The organism is Oceanospirillum sanctuarii (assembly GCF_002150805.1).
Classification (GTDB): domain Bacteria; phylum Pseudomonadota; class Gammaproteobacteria; order Pseudomonadales; family Halomonadaceae; genus Oceanospirillum; species Oceanospirillum sanctuarii.
Genome location: NZ_MTBA01000001.1, coordinates 696,962 through 715,517, shown reverse-complemented (window position 1 = coordinate 715,517; position 18,556 = coordinate 696,962). Strand labels below are relative to the sequence as shown.

The window sequence follows — 18,556 nt, the reverse complement described above, 5'->3', positions numbered from 1 at the left end:
TCGGAGATTTTCAGTTTTTTAGAGTTTTTAGAATGCTAAGCAACAATGGCGACTTCGTGCCCCTGAGGATGCTGAAGAGTCTGAATCGGCAGGTCGTAAAGCGCTGTCAGACTTTCACTATTCATCAGTGCCTGAGGCTTATCGTCGAAAATGACGACCCCTTGCTTCAGGGCCAGAATACGATCGGCAAAACGCGCGGCCAGATTGATATCGTGCAGAATAATCACCACGCCCCGGCCTGTTGCCCGGTTTAGCCGGTAAAGCAGGCTCATCAGCGCGTATTGATGGGACAGATCCAGTGCAGAGGTAGGCTCATCCAGCAGCATATAAGGTGTTTGCTGAGCCAGTAGCATGGCGATCCAGGCTCTTTGACGTTCGCCCCCGGACATCTGATCGACAGTATTGCCCTGATAAGCATCAAGATCGGTATCGGAAATCGCCTGATCAATAATGTGTTCATCATCACTTTGCCAGCGACCCAGCAGGCCCCGCCAGGGAAAGCGTCCCAACCGAACCAGTTCTCTGACATTGAGTCCGTCGGCAACCGGCAGATGTTGTGGCAGGTAAGCGATATTTCGGGCCAGTTTTTTCTGACTCATCGCCTGTAGTGGCGCTCCGTCAAACAGGATCTGTCCCTGATCAGGGCCGATCTGACGGGCCAGAAGCTTCATCAGGGTCGATTTTCCCGAGCCGTTATGCCCAAGAATTACGGTGATTTCGTTTTCGTTAAGCGCCAGATCGTCAATGGCAAGGATGGTTCTCCCCTGCCGCTCAACCCGGATATCCTTCAGGTGCAACATGCTTCTTCCTGCCTTTCGTTTAAATAGTCTTTGTATTGGTTGGTGTCGTTAACACTGGCATTGAGTGAGTCTTTTTTGGTGTCGATATCTGATGAAACAGATAGGGTTTTACTTAACCCGCCTCTCGCCAGCTTTGCTGAATGAGCTGAATACGTTCCGGCATTTTATTCTTCGGGCAACTGGCGCAGACTTTTCCATCGCTTTTACGAAAATGCTGGCAGCATCCCTTCCTGTTCAGAGCGAGACGCTCATTAGCCTGATTGTGGGTGTCCCTATCTGTGTCGTTGGCGGTGTTGCTGGCTGTGTTGAAGGTAAAGTCGATCCGCATCAGGCCGCTTGCCCCCTTAAGCTCTGTTGCTTCAAGCCATTGCTGTGCCAGAGCTTCTGTGTGCTGATTGCTGGCTTCGTTAAACACACCCTGGTTGTTAAGACGCTGGAGAAGTAAAAGCGTGCTCAGCATACGGTCGGCAAAAAGGCGTCTGGCCAAATTCTGATTGAGGGGGAAGTGTTCTGCGGTGAGAGCTAACAGGCTTTCGAGCAGCTCTCTGAGCTTTGATCCGCTTGTGTGTATCAAAGAGAGATCTTTATTCTTTATATCAGGGCTCTCTGCAGTAGAGCTCTCGGTATCAGAATGTTCTGAATAAGATTCAGGTGTTATGGCGAATGCACTATGGGGAATGGACAGGCCTGCGACCCCAGCGCCCAGAACTCTCTGGCCCATCTGGTTCACATCGGTAATGAGCCTGAATTGGCTGGCTGAAACCATACTCAGAATAACCGGCTGCCAGCACAGCATATTCCAGCACTGTGCACTCCAGTAGAAACGGCCTGCATCTGGCTCCGATTGCTGAATAGCCTGATAAAGCTGGCCGATTAATTTGTGGTTTGCCTCGGTAGCCGTTAGCTCCTTGTCGGAAGCTGGCTGGAGATCAAGCACCATGCTGGGCAGATAGTGGCGGATAAGCTGTAGAAGCCCCTGAATGGATCGGTCCCGTTCCATTTCTGAGAGTTTCTTGCGTGCGGACTCTGAGCTTACCGGCTCCGCGATGCTGTGATGTGCTCTGCAGTTCATTATGCGCCCAATCATCCCCATCCGGGATGTCTTGAAATTATTATCAGGCGTAAATGATAATCTATATCAATAACAAAAGTGAATAGTTGAGAATTAATCGCATTATCAAGTAGTCCGTATGGGGTTATTCGCGGTCAGCCGTCCTGACAGTGTTATATCCGGAACTCTGAGATACATCCTGCCCAATGCCTCGACGGTATTCATCAGGGGTGACTCCCATCATTTTCTTAAACATGGCGATAAAGGCAGACGACGTGCTGTAGCCAAGCTCCAGTGCGATACTCTCCACCTTCTCGCCATCTTCCAGCTTGGGCATAGCCCTGACAACGCGCAGGCGCTGACGCCATTCGGCAAGAGATATCCCTAAATCCCGTTGAGCCTTGCGGGCCAGCGTACGTTCTGTGGTGCCAAGTTGTTCCGCAAGTTCTTTGAGCGAGGAGTGAATGGCTGGGTTCTCCTCGAAAATCGTCAGCAGCCGGATTAACAGGGGATCGGTGGAATGAGGCAGATAGCTGCCTGTGCTGGCAGCCTGGGTCAGGAGATCAAAAATGACCTGAATAAACCGGCTCTCGGCTTCTGAATAAGGCGATACCGGAGGCCTGGATTTAAGATGATTGAGCATCTCCCGAATCAGAGGTGTCATGATAAGTGCGCAGGGTTGCTGAGGTAGCTTTCGCGACAGACTTTTCTCGATATACAGCGAGCAATGAAAGGATTCATGACGATTCAGGCCGTGGTGCTCAGTTTCCGGCGGTAACCAAAGGGCGTAGCTGGATGGTACCCGAAACACCTGCCCTTCCCCTTTTAACTCAAGAACACCGCTGAAGGAGTAAACAAACTCCCCCCAGGGATGCCGGTGAGAAGGGTAAATTGTATCAGACGGCATGGTGCGCTCCAGATAAAGAATCGGTTCCGGAAGCTGATCAAAATGCAGTGGTGTATGTATAAAAGGGCTTTTTTTCTCTGGACTGACCACTCTTCGATACCCTGTGTCTGATTTGCGTTATATAGATTTTATCAGACAAACCATAATGCATCCCTCTTCCTGACTTCAGACTATTGGAGTCTCTGTTTACCGTTTGTCTCCGAGTTAATTTGTCTCAGAGCTAGTAAGTTGAGTGAGTGTTATGGGTACCCGTAAATCGATGGATTTCTTTGCCTTCAGCCTGATGGTGGGCTTCTGTTTAGTGATGGCCTTTCAGCAGGTGTTGCTGAAGGCTGTGGCGACGGATCTGGCTCCGGTGTTTCAGATCGCCTTACGCTCCGGTATAGGCGCTGTTCTGATCGGCATGCTGATGATCTATAACCGTCAGGGAATGCGCCTTTCAGCGGAGAATCGTATTCCGGCAATGACCATAGGGACGCTGTTTGCTCTGGAATACCTGATGCTGGGTGAAGCACTGAACTATACCTCTGCAGGTCATGCAGCAGTTTTTCTCTATACCTCCCCTATTTTTGCAGCCATTGGCTTGCACTGGAAAGTTGCCGGTGAGCGCATGTCTGCTCTGCAGTGGCTGGGTATCATTATGGCTTTCATTGGAATCGTGATTTCATTTCTGGGTCAGGGTGAGACTCAGGAGATCAACAGCGATGTGCTCTGGGGGGATTTTCTGGCGCTGTGTGGTGGAGCAGCCTGGGGACTGACCACAGTAGTGGTTCGCTCAACCGGGTTATCGAATCTCCCTGCTAAGGAAACCCTGCTCTATCAGCTGGTGGGTGCCTTTATCATACTGGTTGCCTGGGCGATCTACGCAGATCAGGCTTATTTCAATCCGACAACTGATGTGCTGCTGAGCCTTGCCTTCCATGGTGTAATTGTCGCTTTTCTGAGCTTTCTGCTTTGGTTCTGGCTGCTGACACAATACAAGGCATCTCAGTTGGGAACCCTTTCCTTCCTGACACCTCTGTTTGGTGTGTTGCTGGGTGCCTGGTTTCTGGGAGAAACCATCGAGGCAAGTTTTGTCATGGGTGCAGGCCTGATTATCACAGGTATTATTCTGGTTAACGCCTCATCCCTGATCGCGAAGTTTTTCCGTAAAACGCTTAAGCAGGCCTAATGAATCTGAATCAGATCGCAGCCGGTAGCCTTTAAATATAGGGTTATCGGCTGTTTTCGTTTTTATAGAAAGATAGCCCCGATTAATCGCGATTTTATGTTCGCTATAGTCGATTTATAGTGGCCTCAATTCAATATTCACTGCCTGCAAAGCCTTTTCTGACACCTTGGTTCCGTCACCTCAGACTCTTAACACGAGATTCTTCACACGAGACTCTTTAACCAAGGCTCGCATCAAAAGGTTCAGGCAGCCGGAGGTCACTATGATTCAGATTCGTCATGCCGACGAGCGCGGCAAAGCCAACTTTGGCTGGCTGGACAGCCAGCATACCTTCTCATTTGGCAGCTATTACGATGCACGCCACATGGGATTCTCAGCTCTAAGAGTGATTAACGATGATCGTGTCGCCCCCGGTGCCGGGTTTGAGACCCATGGCCATCGGGATATGGAGATTATCAGTTACGTCACAGAAGGCATTATCGAGCATAAGGACAGCGAAGGTCACAGCCAGCGCCTGCCTGCCGGTGAATTTCAGCTGATGTCCGCAGGCAGCGGTATCTATCACAGCGAGTTTAACGGCTCGCAAAATGATGAACTGCGCTTTCTGCAGATCTGGATTCGCCCTGACAGTACCGGCGGCAAGCCTTCCTATCAGCAAAAAGACTTTGGTAAGTCTGAGGGGCTGACCCTGATCGCCTCACCGGATGGCGATAATGGCAGCCTGCAGATTAAACAGGATGCTGAATTATCGCAGCTGGTTTTGGCCGCCCATTCCAAGCAGAGCTTTGATATAAAACCGGGGCGTAATCTCTATATACACCTGGTTGATGGCGAGCTACTGATTCGTGTTGCGGGGCAAGATGAATCACAAAAGCTGATTCCGGGAGATGGCGCCATGATCAGTGAAGAATCGGGTCTTGAGCTGATTAACGGCGGAGAATCTCAGGTGCTTGCTCTGGTATTTGATCTGCCCTAGTCATTATCTTTGGGAGGTTTTGTCCGAGCGCTTTTATCGGGATCTTTACTCAAGACCTTTTGCTCAAGCTCTTTTATTTAAGGCCTGTGAATAGCTCTGTCATTGTTTGAGCCAGAGCCTCCACCATTAGTTGCAGGGTCGGTTCGTCCGGCCCTGTAAAGCCGAGCACAAAGCCCCGATGTACTGAGTTAGGTACGGGCTTAGATGCAGGGGTAGCTACGGATTTTTTCCAGAGTTCTTCTATCCCTCTTTCTCCTACCTCTCCTTCTCCTTCTCCTTCGTCAATGTAAAAGTGATCCGACAGTGGATGCATACGAATATTCTGCTGGCGCATCGCCTGAGCAATTATCAGATCCAACGCCTGATCATTCGCCTGAGACTCGGCCAGCAAGCTGGGTTTCAGGAAAATCAGCAGATGCATGCCTCCCTGCGGTTGCAGCCACTCAAACCAGGGGTTCAGCTTCTGTTGACAAAGATTGAGCAGATAGTCGCGTTTTTGCCGGTAATGTCTGCGCATTCGGTTGATATGGCGGGCAAATTCGCCATTTTGCATAAACTCAGCTACAACAGGTTGCATCGGTAACGCCGCGGATGCACCCAGCTCAATCCGGCTTTGATGCAGTTTTGGGTACAGCTCCTGAGAGGCGACAATAAAGCCCAACCTTAACCCTCTGAACAGCACCTTGGAAAAACTTCCGACAAAGAGAACCCGCCCGCTACGGTCCGCCTGCATCAGGGGAATGCCACTCTTACCGTTGTAGTGGAACTCATTGTCGTAATCATCCTCGATCAGCCAGCCCTGCTCCTGCTGGAGATAACTCAGCCATTCTTGCCGCCTTGAGCTGCTCATTGTCATTCCCATCGGATACTGACGGCTCGGTGTCAGTACTGATGCAGTCAATCTCCTGCGATTCGGGCTGATTGTCTGATCAGGCAGCAGACAACCCTCCTCGTCGATTTCAAGCTGACTAAGGGCCTGCTGAGGCTGTTTCCAGCTACGGATAAGCTCGCGAATCGGCGGGTAAGTTGGGTTTTCACACAGCCAATTTACCCCGGGGCTGATCTTTTCCAATGTGTGACGTATCAGTGTCAGTGCATCGCGGCTGCCAGCGGTAATCAGAATCTGCTCCGGCCGGCACCTTAATCCCCGCAGCTGATACAGATAATCGGCAATCGCTTGTTTGAGCGCAGGCAGCCCTGTTGGACAGTTATCCCCCAGCACCATGGGGTCAGGTGTACGCCAGCTGGCGCGCATACTTTTCAGCCAGGCCTGTTGGGGAAAAGCCTCCGGGTCTATGCCGGAGTTAAAGCTTAACGGTAATACCTGCTTTTCCGAGGTTTCCAGGTTTGTATCATCTGTCGAATCTTCCGATCTGCCAGTGCTTTTAAGCTGATCCAGCAGCAGTAAGGCATCTTCAGCAACAAAGATTCCGCTCTTGCTTTTGCTGACCAGTATCCCTTCGGCGATCAGGCGTTCGTAGCTGTTCACCACGGTACTTCGGGAAACCCCAAGACTTTCTGCCAGTGCACGGCTACCGGGCAGGCGATCAGAAGGCTGCAGCCGCCCCTGACGGATATGTTCAAAAATCTGCTGATAGAGTTGTTGGTAGAGCGGGCCGTCATCATCATTCAGCAGAAACTGTAAGCTACTGATGATATTTCGTTTTTGGCGCATGAAGGGTACTTCCACGGATGCAGCAGATCTTAATCTCAGACTCTAATCTGGACTGCTAAAAAATATCAAAACTGGATATTTTTGATCATACCTGTGGCCGTTAAAGTTTGTACAGGCTTTACGACAGCACAGGAGAAAATGTCATGCCTCAGAACGTATCATCCGAAAACAGCCAGACTGTTCCTGAATCACAATCTGTTTCTGAATCTCAATCTGTTTTTCAAAACAAACCTGCTTCAGGCTGCCCGCACACATCAGTTTCAGCAGACCTTACCTTAAGTGCAACCGAACTGACCCGGGTTAAGCGTGGCCCTAAACGCGCGCAGGATGATCGTGACGCTATGCTGGCCTTTATCGATCAGTCACTACTCTGCTATGTCGGCTTTCAGATTAACGGCCAGGTACGTGTGATTCCTACCTGCCACTGGCGTGAAGGTGATTACCTGTACTGGCACGGCCACAGTAAAGCAGCCAACATTGCCGGTAGTGGCAAAGGCGAACAGAAAGTCTGTATTACGCTGGCAAGCCTTGATGGCCTTGTAATGGCCCGTTCCGCTTTCCATCACTCGGTAAACTACCGATCAGCCATGATCTACGGTGTTCCGGAAGCGGTGACCGATCCGGATGAGAAACTGCGCCACTTCAAGCTTTTCGTTGAAAAGCTTAGCCCCGGCCGTTGGGACCTCTTGCGCCCGGTAACGGAGCAGGAAGCTAAAGCGACCGGCATCATGAGAGTGAAACTGGACGAAGTATCCATGAAGATAAGAGCTGAGGGCGTAGTGGATGATGAGGACGATCTCGATTGGCCGGTATGGGCCGGTGTGCTGCCAATCCAACAACGCTGGGCACCTGCTGAACAGGATGAACTGCAGACTGCTAACCCAAATGTGTCGGAACAGCTGAATACACCTGTGCTGCCGGATTGTGATATCTGCTGATCTGGTGTCGATAGTAAGAAAAAAGGGCTTTCACACTGGTGAAAGCCCTTTTTGATTTACAGGAGATTGATTACTCAGGCATCACTGAGTGCGGCTTCTTTATGCTCAGAAGGGGCTGTTTCAGGAATTATCTGAGTGCAAACCCGGTTGCGCCCCATCTCTTTAGCCTGATAAAGCGCATCATCGGCCCGGCGGCACAGAATGTCGTAATCATCACCACTTTGCCAACTGGAGATGCCGATACTGGCGGTGCAGTGTCCGATCTCCTCGAATCGATGTTGGCGAATACTGGTCAGCATTGTCCACGCCAGCTGATGAGCTTCTTCAGGAGAAGTATCCGGGCAAACCACTAAGAACTCTTCTCCACCCCAGCGGGCGATAATATCCTTATCACGACCAGATCCTTTCAGAAGCTCAGCAAAGGTGGTTAATACGGCATCGCCTCTATGGTGACCGTATTGGTCATTAACCTGTTTAAAGTGGTCAATATCCATCAGTAACAGGCTGAGCTGAGGATCTGTCTCACGATTGGCGTGTTTCACCAGTTCCTGCATAACCCCTTCCAGATAATGTCGGTTTTTAAGGCCAGTGAGTTGATCTGTGGTGGAGAGTTGTTCCAGAAGGTGGTTCTTCTCTTTCAACTCTTCGTGAACCTGCATCAGCTGATCTCGGCTTTCGTGAATTTCCCGGTTCAGCTTACTTAGCTTGCGATTCCAGAGGAAAATCAGCGCAACGAGACCTGCCGCGCCAATTCCGATCTGTTTTGCCAGTTGATAATCAGCCGGTTCGGTCAGCACAGGTGTTTGCAGCCATTGATTCGCAGCCTGCTCAAACTGCTCAGGGGTAACGGATTGAATGGCTTTATTGATAATCTGCAGCAAGGTGGCATTGTCATTCAGGGTTGCCAGCAGTGTTGGATATCGGCTGACCAACTCACCGGAGATTTTGATATCCGTTCGGTGTTCAGTCGCTATCATGCGACTGATTGCCGGCAGTGTATCGATAACCCCAAACACCTGTCCCTCTGCAACTGCATTCAGAGCCGCCTGCATAGACTGGTAAGGCATCAACTGCAGATCCGGATGGTGATACTCAAGGAAGGCATGGATATGGCTGTTACCTACTATGGCAACTTTTTCCCGCATAATTTTGGCAATACTATCAACGTAAACCTCATCCAGACGGGTTGCGATGACCAGTGGACTCTCCAGCAGAGGCTGGCTGATACGTACATCTGACTGAACCAATCCGGGGGCAACACGGGAAACCATATCGCAGCCACCGCTTCGGAGTTGTTGCATCGCTTCACGATAGTTCTGCACAGTCACCAGACGAACATTCATGCCGGCGTTTTTGCGCATAATCTCCAGCAGGTCGGCAAAAGCCCCCAGATGCAAACCTTTTTCAGTGGTTTTCTCATAGGGCAGGTTATCGCCTACGGTACAGATGCGCACGGCCGCACGGTTTTCCATCCAGTCCAGCTCTTCACTGGTCAGGTGCAGGTAATGCTGGCTTTCCGTCGGGCTGGCGGTCCATTTGTACTGTAGTTTGCGCATCTCCTGATCGCTAAGGCTGTTGATCGCCTTTTCCAGAATCTGATGCAGCATCGGATTGGTTTGGCTTACCGCAAGACGCAGGGAAATGGGCTCGGTCGTCGCCATTTGAGGTGGCGAGGTTACCGCCATACCCGGCACGTTGTACTTGTGCAGCAGGTGCTCTGCCACCGTCATACTCTCGATGGTGGCATCTGCCTGACCAGTACTGACCATCATCAGGGATTCCAGGCTGTCCTGAGTTGGCAGTACTTTAAAGCGCTTGTCCTCTTTCAGGATATCGTAGATATAGAAGCCTTCCGGAACTGCGATGGTCGATTCTTCAAGACGCTCTAACGAGTTAATAACCTCTTCGTTTTTCTTGTAATAGATCCCCTGCGCTTGTCTTAAATAGGGTGAGGTAAACTTCAGATATTCTTCACGCTGCGTGCTGTAGGCGATATTTACCATCACATCCAGCTCACCGTTTTTGATCATCTGCATGTAGTCCTGCCAGCTGTAACCAGAGACAAACTCAACCTCAAAGCCAGCTTTTTGAGCCAAAAGCTTCATCAGGTCGATGGAATGCCCCCTTGGCAGGTCATCCTCAAAAAAGTTGTAAGGCTGATAGTTGGTCTCGTTCTGCACACGGATGATGGGGTTGTTCTTAACAAACTCACGCTCTTCCGGAGTTAATGTCAGGCCGCTTTGCTTGCCGGAGATATCCGCAGGAGAGATGCCAAGCCAGTGATCCGTCAGCTGACGCCATTCCATCGGCGTGATGCTGTCCATCCCTTTTTGCAGCAGTGATTGAATCGCAGGGCGGTCAACACGTACCCCAAAGCGCAGATCCTCACGCCCCAGATTCTTTACGGTAAACTCACCAGCTACGTGAATATTGATATAGGCATTCTTGGAGGCGTAGTAGAGACCGGAAGTCAGGTTCTGCAGGCCTACTTCGATCTCACCCAGTGCAACGGCACGGGTCAGCTGCTCGTAATCGTCATAGGTACTGATTTTGATATCTTCCAGTTGGCTCAACTCTGCCAGATAGAAAATATCCCGTAAAACACCGACGTGTTTTCCTGACAGATCTGCCAAACCTTCATAGCGGCCGAAAGACTTGTCGGTAAAAACGGCAATAGGGATTTCAAAATATGGTGTGGTGTACAGGGCGAAAGAGGTTCGCTCCGGTTTGAAGGAGATATCAGCAATAGCATCGATCCGTTTCTGGTTCAGACGCTCAAGGTTATCGCCCCACTCCCCGATCCTTGGCTTCAGAGTGGCACCGGTTTTCTTTTCGATCAGCTTAAGCAGATCTGCAACAAAGCCTTTGAATGTCCCCTCCTCAACATAGGAAAAAGGTACAAAGTCGTACATCACGGCGACTTCGATGGTTTGTCCGGGTTGAATTAGCTCACGTTCTGCAGGCGTCAGTTCAATAGCAACTGCCGGTCGGCTTATCGCGATTAAAAACAGAAAGGAAATAAGATAAAGAAAAAGTTTGGAGAGGAACGTGGGCTGAAGGTAAGCCTGAGCCTGAGCTGCCCGGCCACCAAGAAAGGCAGACATAGGATAAAGTCCCTTTTAATTATTGGTTTTTATCCTATGAGATATTACATACGGCTCTACTTAAATAACACGAAACGAATCTGACGAGATCTGACCATTTGCGCTAATTAGCCCATTGAATGATTGACGTTGAGATTAGGGTCTAATCCAAGATTCAAAAATGGCCGCATCAGCGGCCGAGCATTCCTTTAAGTTCTTTTTGAAGTTGAGAACCCTGCTTCTTTGCTTCCTGGTAGAGATTCGTGACTCTCAGATATTCCTGTTCAGCGGCATCAAGCTTACGACTCAGTTCGGCAATCTCTTTTGCTTGTTCATCGGATAGCGTTAATGCCTGATTCAGAGTTTGTTGCTCTTTGCGCAACTCTTCCTGATGATGCTCCATTTTCTGATCGGCAGCCTTCAACTGGGATTTCAGCAGACGGATCTCAGTTTCGTACTCATTCAACTGTTGGCTGAGCTGACTGATCTCGCGTGCCTGTTCGGTACTCAGGTCACGACTCCAGGCGTTATCGGCTCTTTCACTGCTGAGCTGCAGCTCAAGCTTGGCGTAGGATTTTTCGGCATCCGCCAGTTGCTGTTGCAGACGGATGACCTCTTCTTCCTGACTTTTGGTGTAGTGAGAACGCTCAGCAACCAGCTGTTCAACTTCCCGAATATCTGCGCGGGATTTCTCTTCCTGCAGTCGAGCCTCTTCGCGGCTCTGTGCTATGGCTTGTTCAAGCTGGAGAACTTCCTGCTCTTTTTCATCCAGTTGGCGCTTTAACTGATCGGTATTGAACTTCTGCACGTCACGTTCACGGGCAAGATCATGGTTATGCTGTTCTAGCTCCTGAATCAGACTGAGCTGCTGATGAAACTTTTCCTGCATCTCTGCAATACTGGCATCCTTTTCTGAAAGGTGTTGCTCCAGTTTCTCGATCATCCCCAGTCGTTCATCGGCGGTTTGCTGGAGCTGCTTTTTCTCATGGGAAAAATTCTGCTTCAGCTGATCAAGTGCGTGCTGTTGTTCCTGCCAGAGGGTTTGCCAGATCTGTTGCTGACTTTGGCGGAAGACTTCCTGTAAGGCTGCGGGCGGTGGTGGAACTGTGGATGGCAGAGCCGCTGGGGCAGTACCACCGGGAGTGAAGTTTCTCAGAGCTTCAAGGCATTGAGTATAGGGAGCCTCAGTAGCCTGATGCAGTTCTGCAGCGGTGATCGAACTGAGCAGTTGGCCATCATCCAGCCAGCGTTGAATCTGTTGAGCACAGATATCTTGTAAGTTAGCATCCTGATTCATAGTTCAGCCTTACAGCTTTTATTGTTGAGTGGTTTGCTGTTTCTGACGCTTTAGGTTGGCCATCGTTGGCCTTTAAAGTCCCTTTCAGATAAAAACACACCCTACGGGCATCTTTTATACTGCTTTGGTCATGTAACCTGCTAATTCGCTGAATTTCAACCACTAACACCACCTTTTCGCCGATAAGATGACAACTGACAGTTCCGGATCTTTCATTCCTACCCCATCCTCTCTGGATGACCCTTTCTATTATCTGGTGAATGCCCGTCAGGTTATCGATTGGTGCCTGCTGCACTATAAGGATCTGCTTCTGACAGATGAGACAGCTCTGCTTGAGCAGTTCCTGCAACTGCCGGAGCAGGCGCAGGGTTTGCTGATCCGTCTGATCATGCGTAAAGGTGATTGGTTCCGTGATGACAGCCTGAACTATCCGGAAGTGGGTGATGCTGAAGGTTTCAACAATGTTTTGAGGCTGCTTGAGGACAACGGATTCGTCAGCCTGACCCCTACAGTATCTCTGCCAGAGCTAACCCGGCTCTGCCGCAAGCCTGAAGCACTGGCTCTACTTAAGCATTGCCATCAGGGTTCTGATCAGGCTTTGCCACCCCCGATGGCCAAACACAGCAAACAGGAGCTGCTGCTTTTGGCAGAAGGTTTGTCTGCAAATCTTTCTGAAAAGCATCAACTGCAGGAAATAACCCACTGGTGGCCGGATGCCCCTTTCCTATTGATAGCACTGCGTTGCAGTCCTTTGTTTGAGCGGCTGCGTCTGATGTTTTTCGGTAATCTCTACCAGAGCTGGTCAGAGTTTGTGCTGACTGAATTGGGTATCCAGCAATATGAACGTGTTGACTTTACGCCGGAATCTAGAGCCTTTAAACAACGGCAGGAAGTGGATATCTATTTGGCGCTTTATCAGATTCAGCAGCAGTTAGATGTGATTAAAACAAACGCTGAGGCTTTGGCCTTCGAATCCGATCCTCTGGAAGATTTGGCTCATTCGCTGGATAAGCTGGTAGCAGAGCATCAGGCATATCTGTCTGATGAAGGAGCAAATCGATCTGAATGGTTGCAGCGCCGCTATCACAAAATCTGTTTTCAGCTGGGTCACCATGCCGAGCGCAGTGGTTATCCCGAGCTGGCTCTTAAGTGCTATCGCAACAGCCAGGAGGATGAGGCCGTTATTCGCCGTTTCCGGCTGATGGAAAAGCTGGTCGCCGGCGAAGGAGGCTATGAGGCCTTGTATAACGAGCTTGAGGCTGTGTTGCTCAGCACAGGCAAACCGGAACAGAGGTTGTTGCTGAAGCGGATTTTGAAGCGCGTTGCCCGCAAACTGAATAAAAGCGTCAAAAGCAGTAAAAAAGTCCGTTTGACGGAGAAGCACTTAATTATGCAACCCTATCCTAACCGCTCGGTTGAGCCTGTTTTGGTTGATCATCTGGCTGAACAGGGCGAGATCGCTTTTCATGTGGAAAGCCGTCTGATAAACGGCTTGTTCAGCCTTCTGTTCTGGCCTGCCCTGTTTGAACCTGTTCCCGGTGCGTTTTTTAACCCCTTCCAGTCCGGCCCTGCAGACCTTTATCGGGAAGACTTTTATCAGGATCGACAACAGCGGATGGATGAGATCTTCCACCGTTTGACCCATTCAGATGACTACAAAGAGGATATTCTCAGCTGTTATCAGCAAAAACAGGGTATCAGTTGCACACTGATGCATTGGCCTGTTCTGAATGAAACTCTGATCAAACTGAGTCTTGAACTGATTCCGGCAAAGCACCTTGAAGCCCTGTTCCGGCATTTGCTGCTGGATCTGCGTCATCATCGGAAGGGTTTACCGGATCTGGTGGTCTTTAATCCTGATGAAAAGACGTACCGCTTTGTCGAGGTAAAAGCCCCCGGTGATCGGCTGCAGGATCATCAGAGGTTATGGCTGGAGCAGATGCTGAGAGATGGTATTCCTGCTGAGGTGGTTTATGTTAGTTGGCAGGATTACTGACTGTATTCCTGGTTATTAGAGTGTTGAACGCTCTTCCTGTGCTTTCACTGCCCTGCCCAGCAGGCTGAAATACTCTCTGAAGGCCTGATTGATTCGTGCCCGTTCTGCACCTGACGGATAAAGCCCATGCTGGGCTTCAAAAGACGCCTTGGTGCCTTTAACCAGAAAGTTGTTTTTGATCGGCGCATCCTGCACAAAAGCCTCAAACGCCCGGGCGCAGAGTTCTTCCGGTTGGCTGTAATAATTGATACCAGCTACCTGATCAGCCAACAGAGAGCAACGAAAGAGCTCACTAGGCTGTTCGCCGCTTTCATCCAGCATAATTGCAGCAAAACACGCACTCAGCTTTCGGTTTATTGCATGAGGAATCAGGTCCTGCTCCCCCGCCCCTTGATCCAGCCACAGACCGGACGCAAAACGTATCCCGGATGCGGTGATAAAGGCTTTATCCGCCAGATAGTGATCCAGCGCGTGAAACCATTCATGGGCGATACTGCCGGGACCGGCATTTTTGGCCAGAGCAAAGGCTCTCTGGTTGGGTGCGTAATGAGCTGCAACACCAGGTCTGCCTCCGGTTCCGTAGTGCAGCGCCAGTGATCCCCGCATCGAGATCACGCTCTCCGGTACATGTAAGATCAGCATCAGATCACACAGGGCATCATAGAAACGCCCTGCTGCATCCTGCTTCTCTTTTTCTGTGACCCAGCGTCCCAACTCAATGGAGCGAAAATCAAAACGCCGCCTTAACTGGATAAAATCACAGTACTGATCCTTTGGCCTGTGATCAGGCCCTGTTCGATAGAAGCGTTTTGCTTTTTCATCGGCAGGCTGCGGTTTATAAGGCTTTGACGGGGATTCAGGCATAACGGAGATTGGTATCAAGAACTCAAAAGGATGCGGTTAAATAATAGTTCTGTTTTTTTGTACAGTATTTGAATTTTAACCTAAAAAAAAGCCCTCGGGCACCTGCAACTTGCTGTACACGAAGGGCTTTAATCAGAGTTTTAAACTGGACTCAACGCCTTAACAGTGCATCTTCCCCTTCTTGTTGGTGACGCTCTGCTTCGAGAGCTTTCAGACGTTCAGCTTCTTTCTCAGCAGCTTCCTTCAGGGCTTTTTCTTCCGCTTTCTGTTCGGCCTCTTCCGTAACCTTCTCAATATCATCCGTAATCGCCCAAGGCTCAGCTGGAGATGGGCTTAGCTCACCGTGGCGTGGTGCAAAGCGTTCATCCGAAAGAGCTTTCAACAAACCGATAATCATGCAGATAACAACAACGGAAAAAGGCATTGCAGCCGTAATAACAGCAGACTGGAGTGTATCCAGTCCTCCGGCGATCAGCAGTACAGCCGTCAGCAATGCCAGAAAGATGCCCCACAAAATACGATGTGCTGACGGCGGATCTTCATCCCCTCCGGACAGAATCGTGTTAATTACTAGGGTTCCCGCGTTAGCTGAAGTGATCAGGTAAGTGCCGATCAGTACGATGAGCAGGGTTGAAATAATTGGTGTAAAGACACCCAGTTCCATACCTTCAACAGTGACAAAAAGTGCGGTTGATACATCATTCTGTACGGCAGCGACGACACCTCCGGCCCCAAACAGCTCCTGATACAGAGCTGTACCACCAAACAGCCCGATCCAGACTATGGTGATAATGGTCGGCACTAGTAGTACCCCCATGACGAACTCACCAAAGCTACGCCCCCGAGAGATACGGGCGATAAACATGCCGACAAAAGGTGACCAGGCTAGCCACCAACCCCAGAAAAATACGGTCCAGTCGGATTGCCAGCTGTCTCCCTGTGTCACATTGGTGTGAAAGGTCATGCGAATCAGCGACTGAATATAGTCACCGGTTGCCTCAATGGTGACACCGATCAGATACTGGGTCGGGCCGAGTAGCAACATAAAGAGGACAGCTGCGATACTGAGCCAGAAGTTCATTTCAGAGAGCATGCGGACACCACGGGATACGCCAGATACCACAGATGCTGTCGCGATAAACATAATCACAGCGATAACGGTCAGTTGAAGTGTGGTGGAGTTTTCCAGAGCAAATACCTGATGCAGGCCAGCATTCATCTGCTGAACACCCAGCCCCAGCGTGGTGGCGATACCGAAAACCGTACCGAATACCGCCAACAGATCCACCAAATCACCCAGTGGGCCTCTTACCCGCTCTCCCAGAATGGGATAAAGCACGGAACGAACTGTCAGCGGCAGGTCATGGCGGTAGGAGAAATAAGCCATGGTCAGCGCGACAAAGGAGAAAATAGCCCAGCCGTTTACCCCCCAGTGAAAGAAAGACAGGCGCATTGCCACAACAGCAGCATCCCCTTCCGGGGTTCCGGGAAGAACAAAAGGGTTATCTCCCAGCTGCATAATCGGCTGCGCTACTGACCAGAACAGAATACCGACACCTGTGCCCGCAGCGAACAGCATGCTGATCCAGGCAAAGAAGGTGAATTCAGGGCGTTCCCAGTCTCGCCCAAGGCGCACCTTTTTATAACGCCCGGTTCCGAGCCAGATCATAAAAAACAGCAGAAAGGCGACGAGAAGCACGTAATACCATTCCAGAAAGGGATCTAGCCAGCTACGCGCCGCTTCAATACCCCTGGCACTGGTTTCGTTAAACAAGCTACCCATCACCAAAGTGATCAGTACCATAAGTATCGAAACCTGCGTCATTCGGGGATTCATCCCTTTGAACAAGCCGTTCTGGGCCTGATTGTACATCATAAATCCTTATAGTTTTGTTCTCGGGTTTGAATCAGAGCAAATGCTCTGCAGAAATTTGGTTATAACCCTAAACAAAATATTGGGATATTCAAGGTTTAATCAGTTTTGTTTCGTCCACCAGCTCGAACTCCGATGTGATACCGCAGGCTTGAGCAAAAGCAACATCGTGAGAGATAAGGCCAAAGCCGCCGGAATAGCTTTTTAAGGCTTCAGCCAACAGATGTTTAGCATTCAGGTCGAGGTGATTGTCCGGTTCATCCAGCAGCAGAAATGGGCGTTCATCACGGGTTTGGTTAGTTTGTGCCAGTAGCAAAAGAGCGAGACGCATCTTCTCGCCCCCACTGAGAGATTCTGTGCTCTGAAACACCTTATCCCGCCGGAAACCTATACCGGCTAACAGAGTTCTGGCTTCGGACTCTGTTAATTCCGGGCTGGCGTTTCTCAAGGTTTCAATGAGGTTTCCTCTGCTACTCAGCAGATTGAAATGCTGATCCAGATAGAGAAAACACTCCCTGCGACTGCTGAAACTCTGCTCTTGAACTTTCGAGTTCGATGGGTTCTGCTCTGAAGAATTAATGGTTTGTTCAGGCAATTGCCCGGCAAGGAGCCTGAACAGAGTCGATTTGCCGCTGCCATTAGAGCCCATGAGATACCAGCGATCTGTACTGAAAAGCTGGAGGTTGATCGGCTGGCTACTCCCTCGAGGTAAGTGATAGGAGATAAGTCTGGCGATGGATTTTCGGCTTTGGCTGGCGGCTCCCGATCCATTACCATCCAAACAGATCTGAATATCGATCTCCTCAGCAAGTTTCTCCCGAAGGCTTTCTTTATGGCTGTTCAATCTTTCTTCGTGAATGGCTTGTCGACGGTTCAGGGGTTTCAGGTGCCCGCCTGCTTTCTCTTTTTTGGCATCAAGCAGTAACTTGCTCTGGCTGCCGCTTTTTCTCAGGCGTTTGCCCTGAGCGGCTTTTTGTTGAGCTTTCTCCAGATTTCTCTGATGTTCAGCGTTTTGCTTGCGGATGCTTTTATCAAGATCAGCTTTCTGTCGCTGTAACGCAGCACTCTGCTGTGCCTTCTCTTGCTGATAAAAAATCAGATTACCGCCGTATTCGGTAATACCTCTGCTATCCAGCTCCCAGATGCGATCAACTTTGTTTAATAGAGTGAAATCATGACTGATCAGTAGCACCGAGCCTTGAAAGGCTCTTATTTGATTAATCAACCACTCTCTTCCCTGTTGATCGAGATGGTTCGTGGGCTCATCCAGAATCAATAGTCGGTAGCTATCCATTTGCCTGAAAAGTCGCCAGAGTCTTAATCGGGTATGTTGACCACCAGAAAGCTGGCTGACCGGATACTCGGGATTTAGCGGCAGGTTCAGCTCCAGGAGCTGTTCATTCAGCTGCTCCCGGATTAACCAGTCATCCCCTAAGCATTCGAACCAATGGGCATCACTGCTTCCCTGCTCGATAGCTGCAAGGGCTTCCAGCTTTTCCGATAGCCCCAGATAGTCTGCGATCGATAAAATAGTGTCGCCTGCTGACTCAAACTCATCCAGCTGAGAGAAGTAGCCAATCTGCTCGGGGGTAAGGCCGCAGTAATCGATATGGCCGTTTGAGGGTTCAACAGTACCTGCCAATAGCTGTGCCAGTAGCGTTTTGCCGCAGCCATTGCGACCAACCAGGCCTGTAATGCCATCGGAGAGCGTCAGGTTAAGCTCGGGAAACGGACGATCCCCGTTTGGCAGCTGGTACGTCAGCTGATGAGTAATCAGAGCGGTTTGAACATTGTGTTGTGTATTCGGTTGTTTTAAATCAGGCATAACAAGCCCTCTGCATTATCTTAACGATTCATGCCCACGAGTTAATCTCAAAGGCGATGAAACAGACGGCTACAGGGACTTGATGGTTTACTGATACAGG

Annotated in this window: 13 protein-coding genes; 4 read left to right on the top strand and 9 right to left on the bottom strand. The window is 50.1% G+C overall.

Translation table 11 applies throughout. The features are described from left to right. Window positions 1–35: 35 nt before the first annotated feature. The 3 genes from BV405_RS02965 to BV405_RS02955 form a co-directional block, all read right to left on the bottom strand. Complete coding sequence (locus tag BV405_RS02965) at window positions 36–800, bottom strand: ABC transporter ATP-binding protein (protein WP_086479344.1); 765 nt, start codon at window positions 798–800, stop codon at window positions 36–38. Between the two features lie 112 nt (window positions 801–912). Then, window positions 913–1,800: a (2Fe-2S)-binding protein gene (locus BV405_RS02960; RefSeq protein WP_140054448.1), complete on the bottom strand. Its 888-nt coding sequence runs from the start codon at window positions 1,798–1,800 to the stop codon at window positions 913–915. 196 nt (window positions 1,801–1,996) lie between these two features. Further along, window positions 1,997–2,848 carry an AraC family transcriptional regulator gene (locus BV405_RS02955; protein ID WP_281251632.1) on the bottom strand — a complete coding sequence of 284 codons (852 nt, stop codon included), beginning with the start codon at window positions 2,846–2,848 and terminating at the stop codon, window positions 1,997–1,999. A 151-nt stretch (window positions 2,849–2,999) separates the two neighbouring features. Between BV405_RS02955 and BV405_RS02950 the strand changes: the two genes are divergently transcribed. Next, window positions 3,000–3,929 (top strand): DMT family transporter, encoded by a 930-nt coding sequence (locus BV405_RS02950; protein ID WP_086479342.1) that lies wholly within the window; start codon window positions 3,000–3,002, stop codon window positions 3,927–3,929. A 262-nt stretch (window positions 3,930–4,191) separates the two neighbouring features. After that, window positions 4,192–4,905 carry a pirin family protein gene (locus tag BV405_RS02945; RefSeq protein WP_086479341.1) on the top strand — a complete coding sequence of 238 codons (714 nt, stop codon included), beginning with the start codon at window positions 4,192–4,194 and terminating at the stop codon, window positions 4,903–4,905. A 73-nt stretch (window positions 4,906–4,978) separates the two neighbouring features. Here the strand turns inward: BV405_RS02945 and pdxR are convergent, their stop codons facing one another. Then, a complete protein-coding gene (gene pdxR, locus BV405_RS02940) occupies window positions 4,979–6,580 on the bottom strand; it encodes a MocR-like pyridoxine biosynthesis transcription factor PdxR (RefSeq protein WP_086479340.1) in 1,602 nt (533 codons plus the stop codon). A 143-nt stretch (window positions 6,581–6,723) separates the two neighbouring features. Here pdxR and BV405_RS02935 point away from each other — a divergent pair, with 143 nt between their 5' ends. Continuing rightward, on the top strand, window positions 6,724–7,518 hold the full coding sequence (locus BV405_RS02935) for a pyridoxamine 5'-phosphate oxidase family protein (protein ID WP_086479339.1): 795 nt from the start codon (window positions 6,724–6,726) through the stop codon (window positions 7,516–7,518). 74 nt (window positions 7,519–7,592) lie between these two features. Here the strand turns inward: BV405_RS02935 and BV405_RS02930 are convergent, their stop codons facing one another. Beyond that, the gene (locus BV405_RS02930; RefSeq protein WP_086479338.1) at window positions 7,593–10,622 is read right to left on the bottom strand and encodes a transporter substrate-binding domain-containing diguanylate cyclase; all 3,030 of its coding nucleotides are present in this window, start codon (window positions 10,620–10,622) and stop codon (window positions 7,593–7,595) included. A 169-nt stretch (window positions 10,623–10,791) separates the two neighbouring features. Beyond that, window positions 10,792–11,898, bottom strand: coding sequence for a coiled-coil domain-containing protein (locus tag BV405_RS02925; protein ID WP_086479337.1), 1,107 nt, complete (start codon window positions 11,896–11,898; stop codon window positions 10,792–10,794). A gap of 187 nt (window positions 11,899–12,085) precedes the next feature. Between BV405_RS02925 and BV405_RS02920 the strand changes: the two genes are divergently transcribed. Further along, a complete protein-coding gene (locus BV405_RS02920; protein WP_086479336.1) occupies window positions 12,086–13,894 on the top strand; it encodes a VRR-NUC domain-containing protein in 1,809 nt (602 codons plus the stop codon). A 15-nt stretch (window positions 13,895–13,909) separates the two neighbouring features. Here the strand turns inward: BV405_RS02920 and BV405_RS02915 are convergent, their stop codons facing one another. The 3 genes from BV405_RS02915 to BV405_RS02905 form a co-directional block, all read right to left on the bottom strand. Next, window positions 13,910–14,758 carry a CLCA_X family protein gene (locus BV405_RS02915; RefSeq protein WP_086479335.1) on the bottom strand — a complete coding sequence of 283 codons (849 nt, stop codon included), beginning with the start codon at window positions 14,756–14,758 and terminating at the stop codon, window positions 13,910–13,912. Window positions 14,759–14,909: 151 nt separating this feature from the next. Then, window positions 14,910–16,631 (bottom strand): BCCT family transporter, encoded by a 1,722-nt coding sequence (locus BV405_RS02910; protein ID WP_086479334.1) that lies wholly within the window; start codon window positions 16,629–16,631, stop codon window positions 14,910–14,912. Window positions 16,632–16,722: 91 nt separating this feature from the next. Beyond that, on the bottom strand, window positions 16,723–18,456 hold the full coding sequence (locus BV405_RS02905) for an ATP-binding cassette domain-containing protein (protein WP_086479333.1): 1,734 nt from the start codon (window positions 18,454–18,456) through the stop codon (window positions 16,723–16,725). Between the last annotated feature and the right edge of the window lie 100 nt (window positions 18,457–18,556).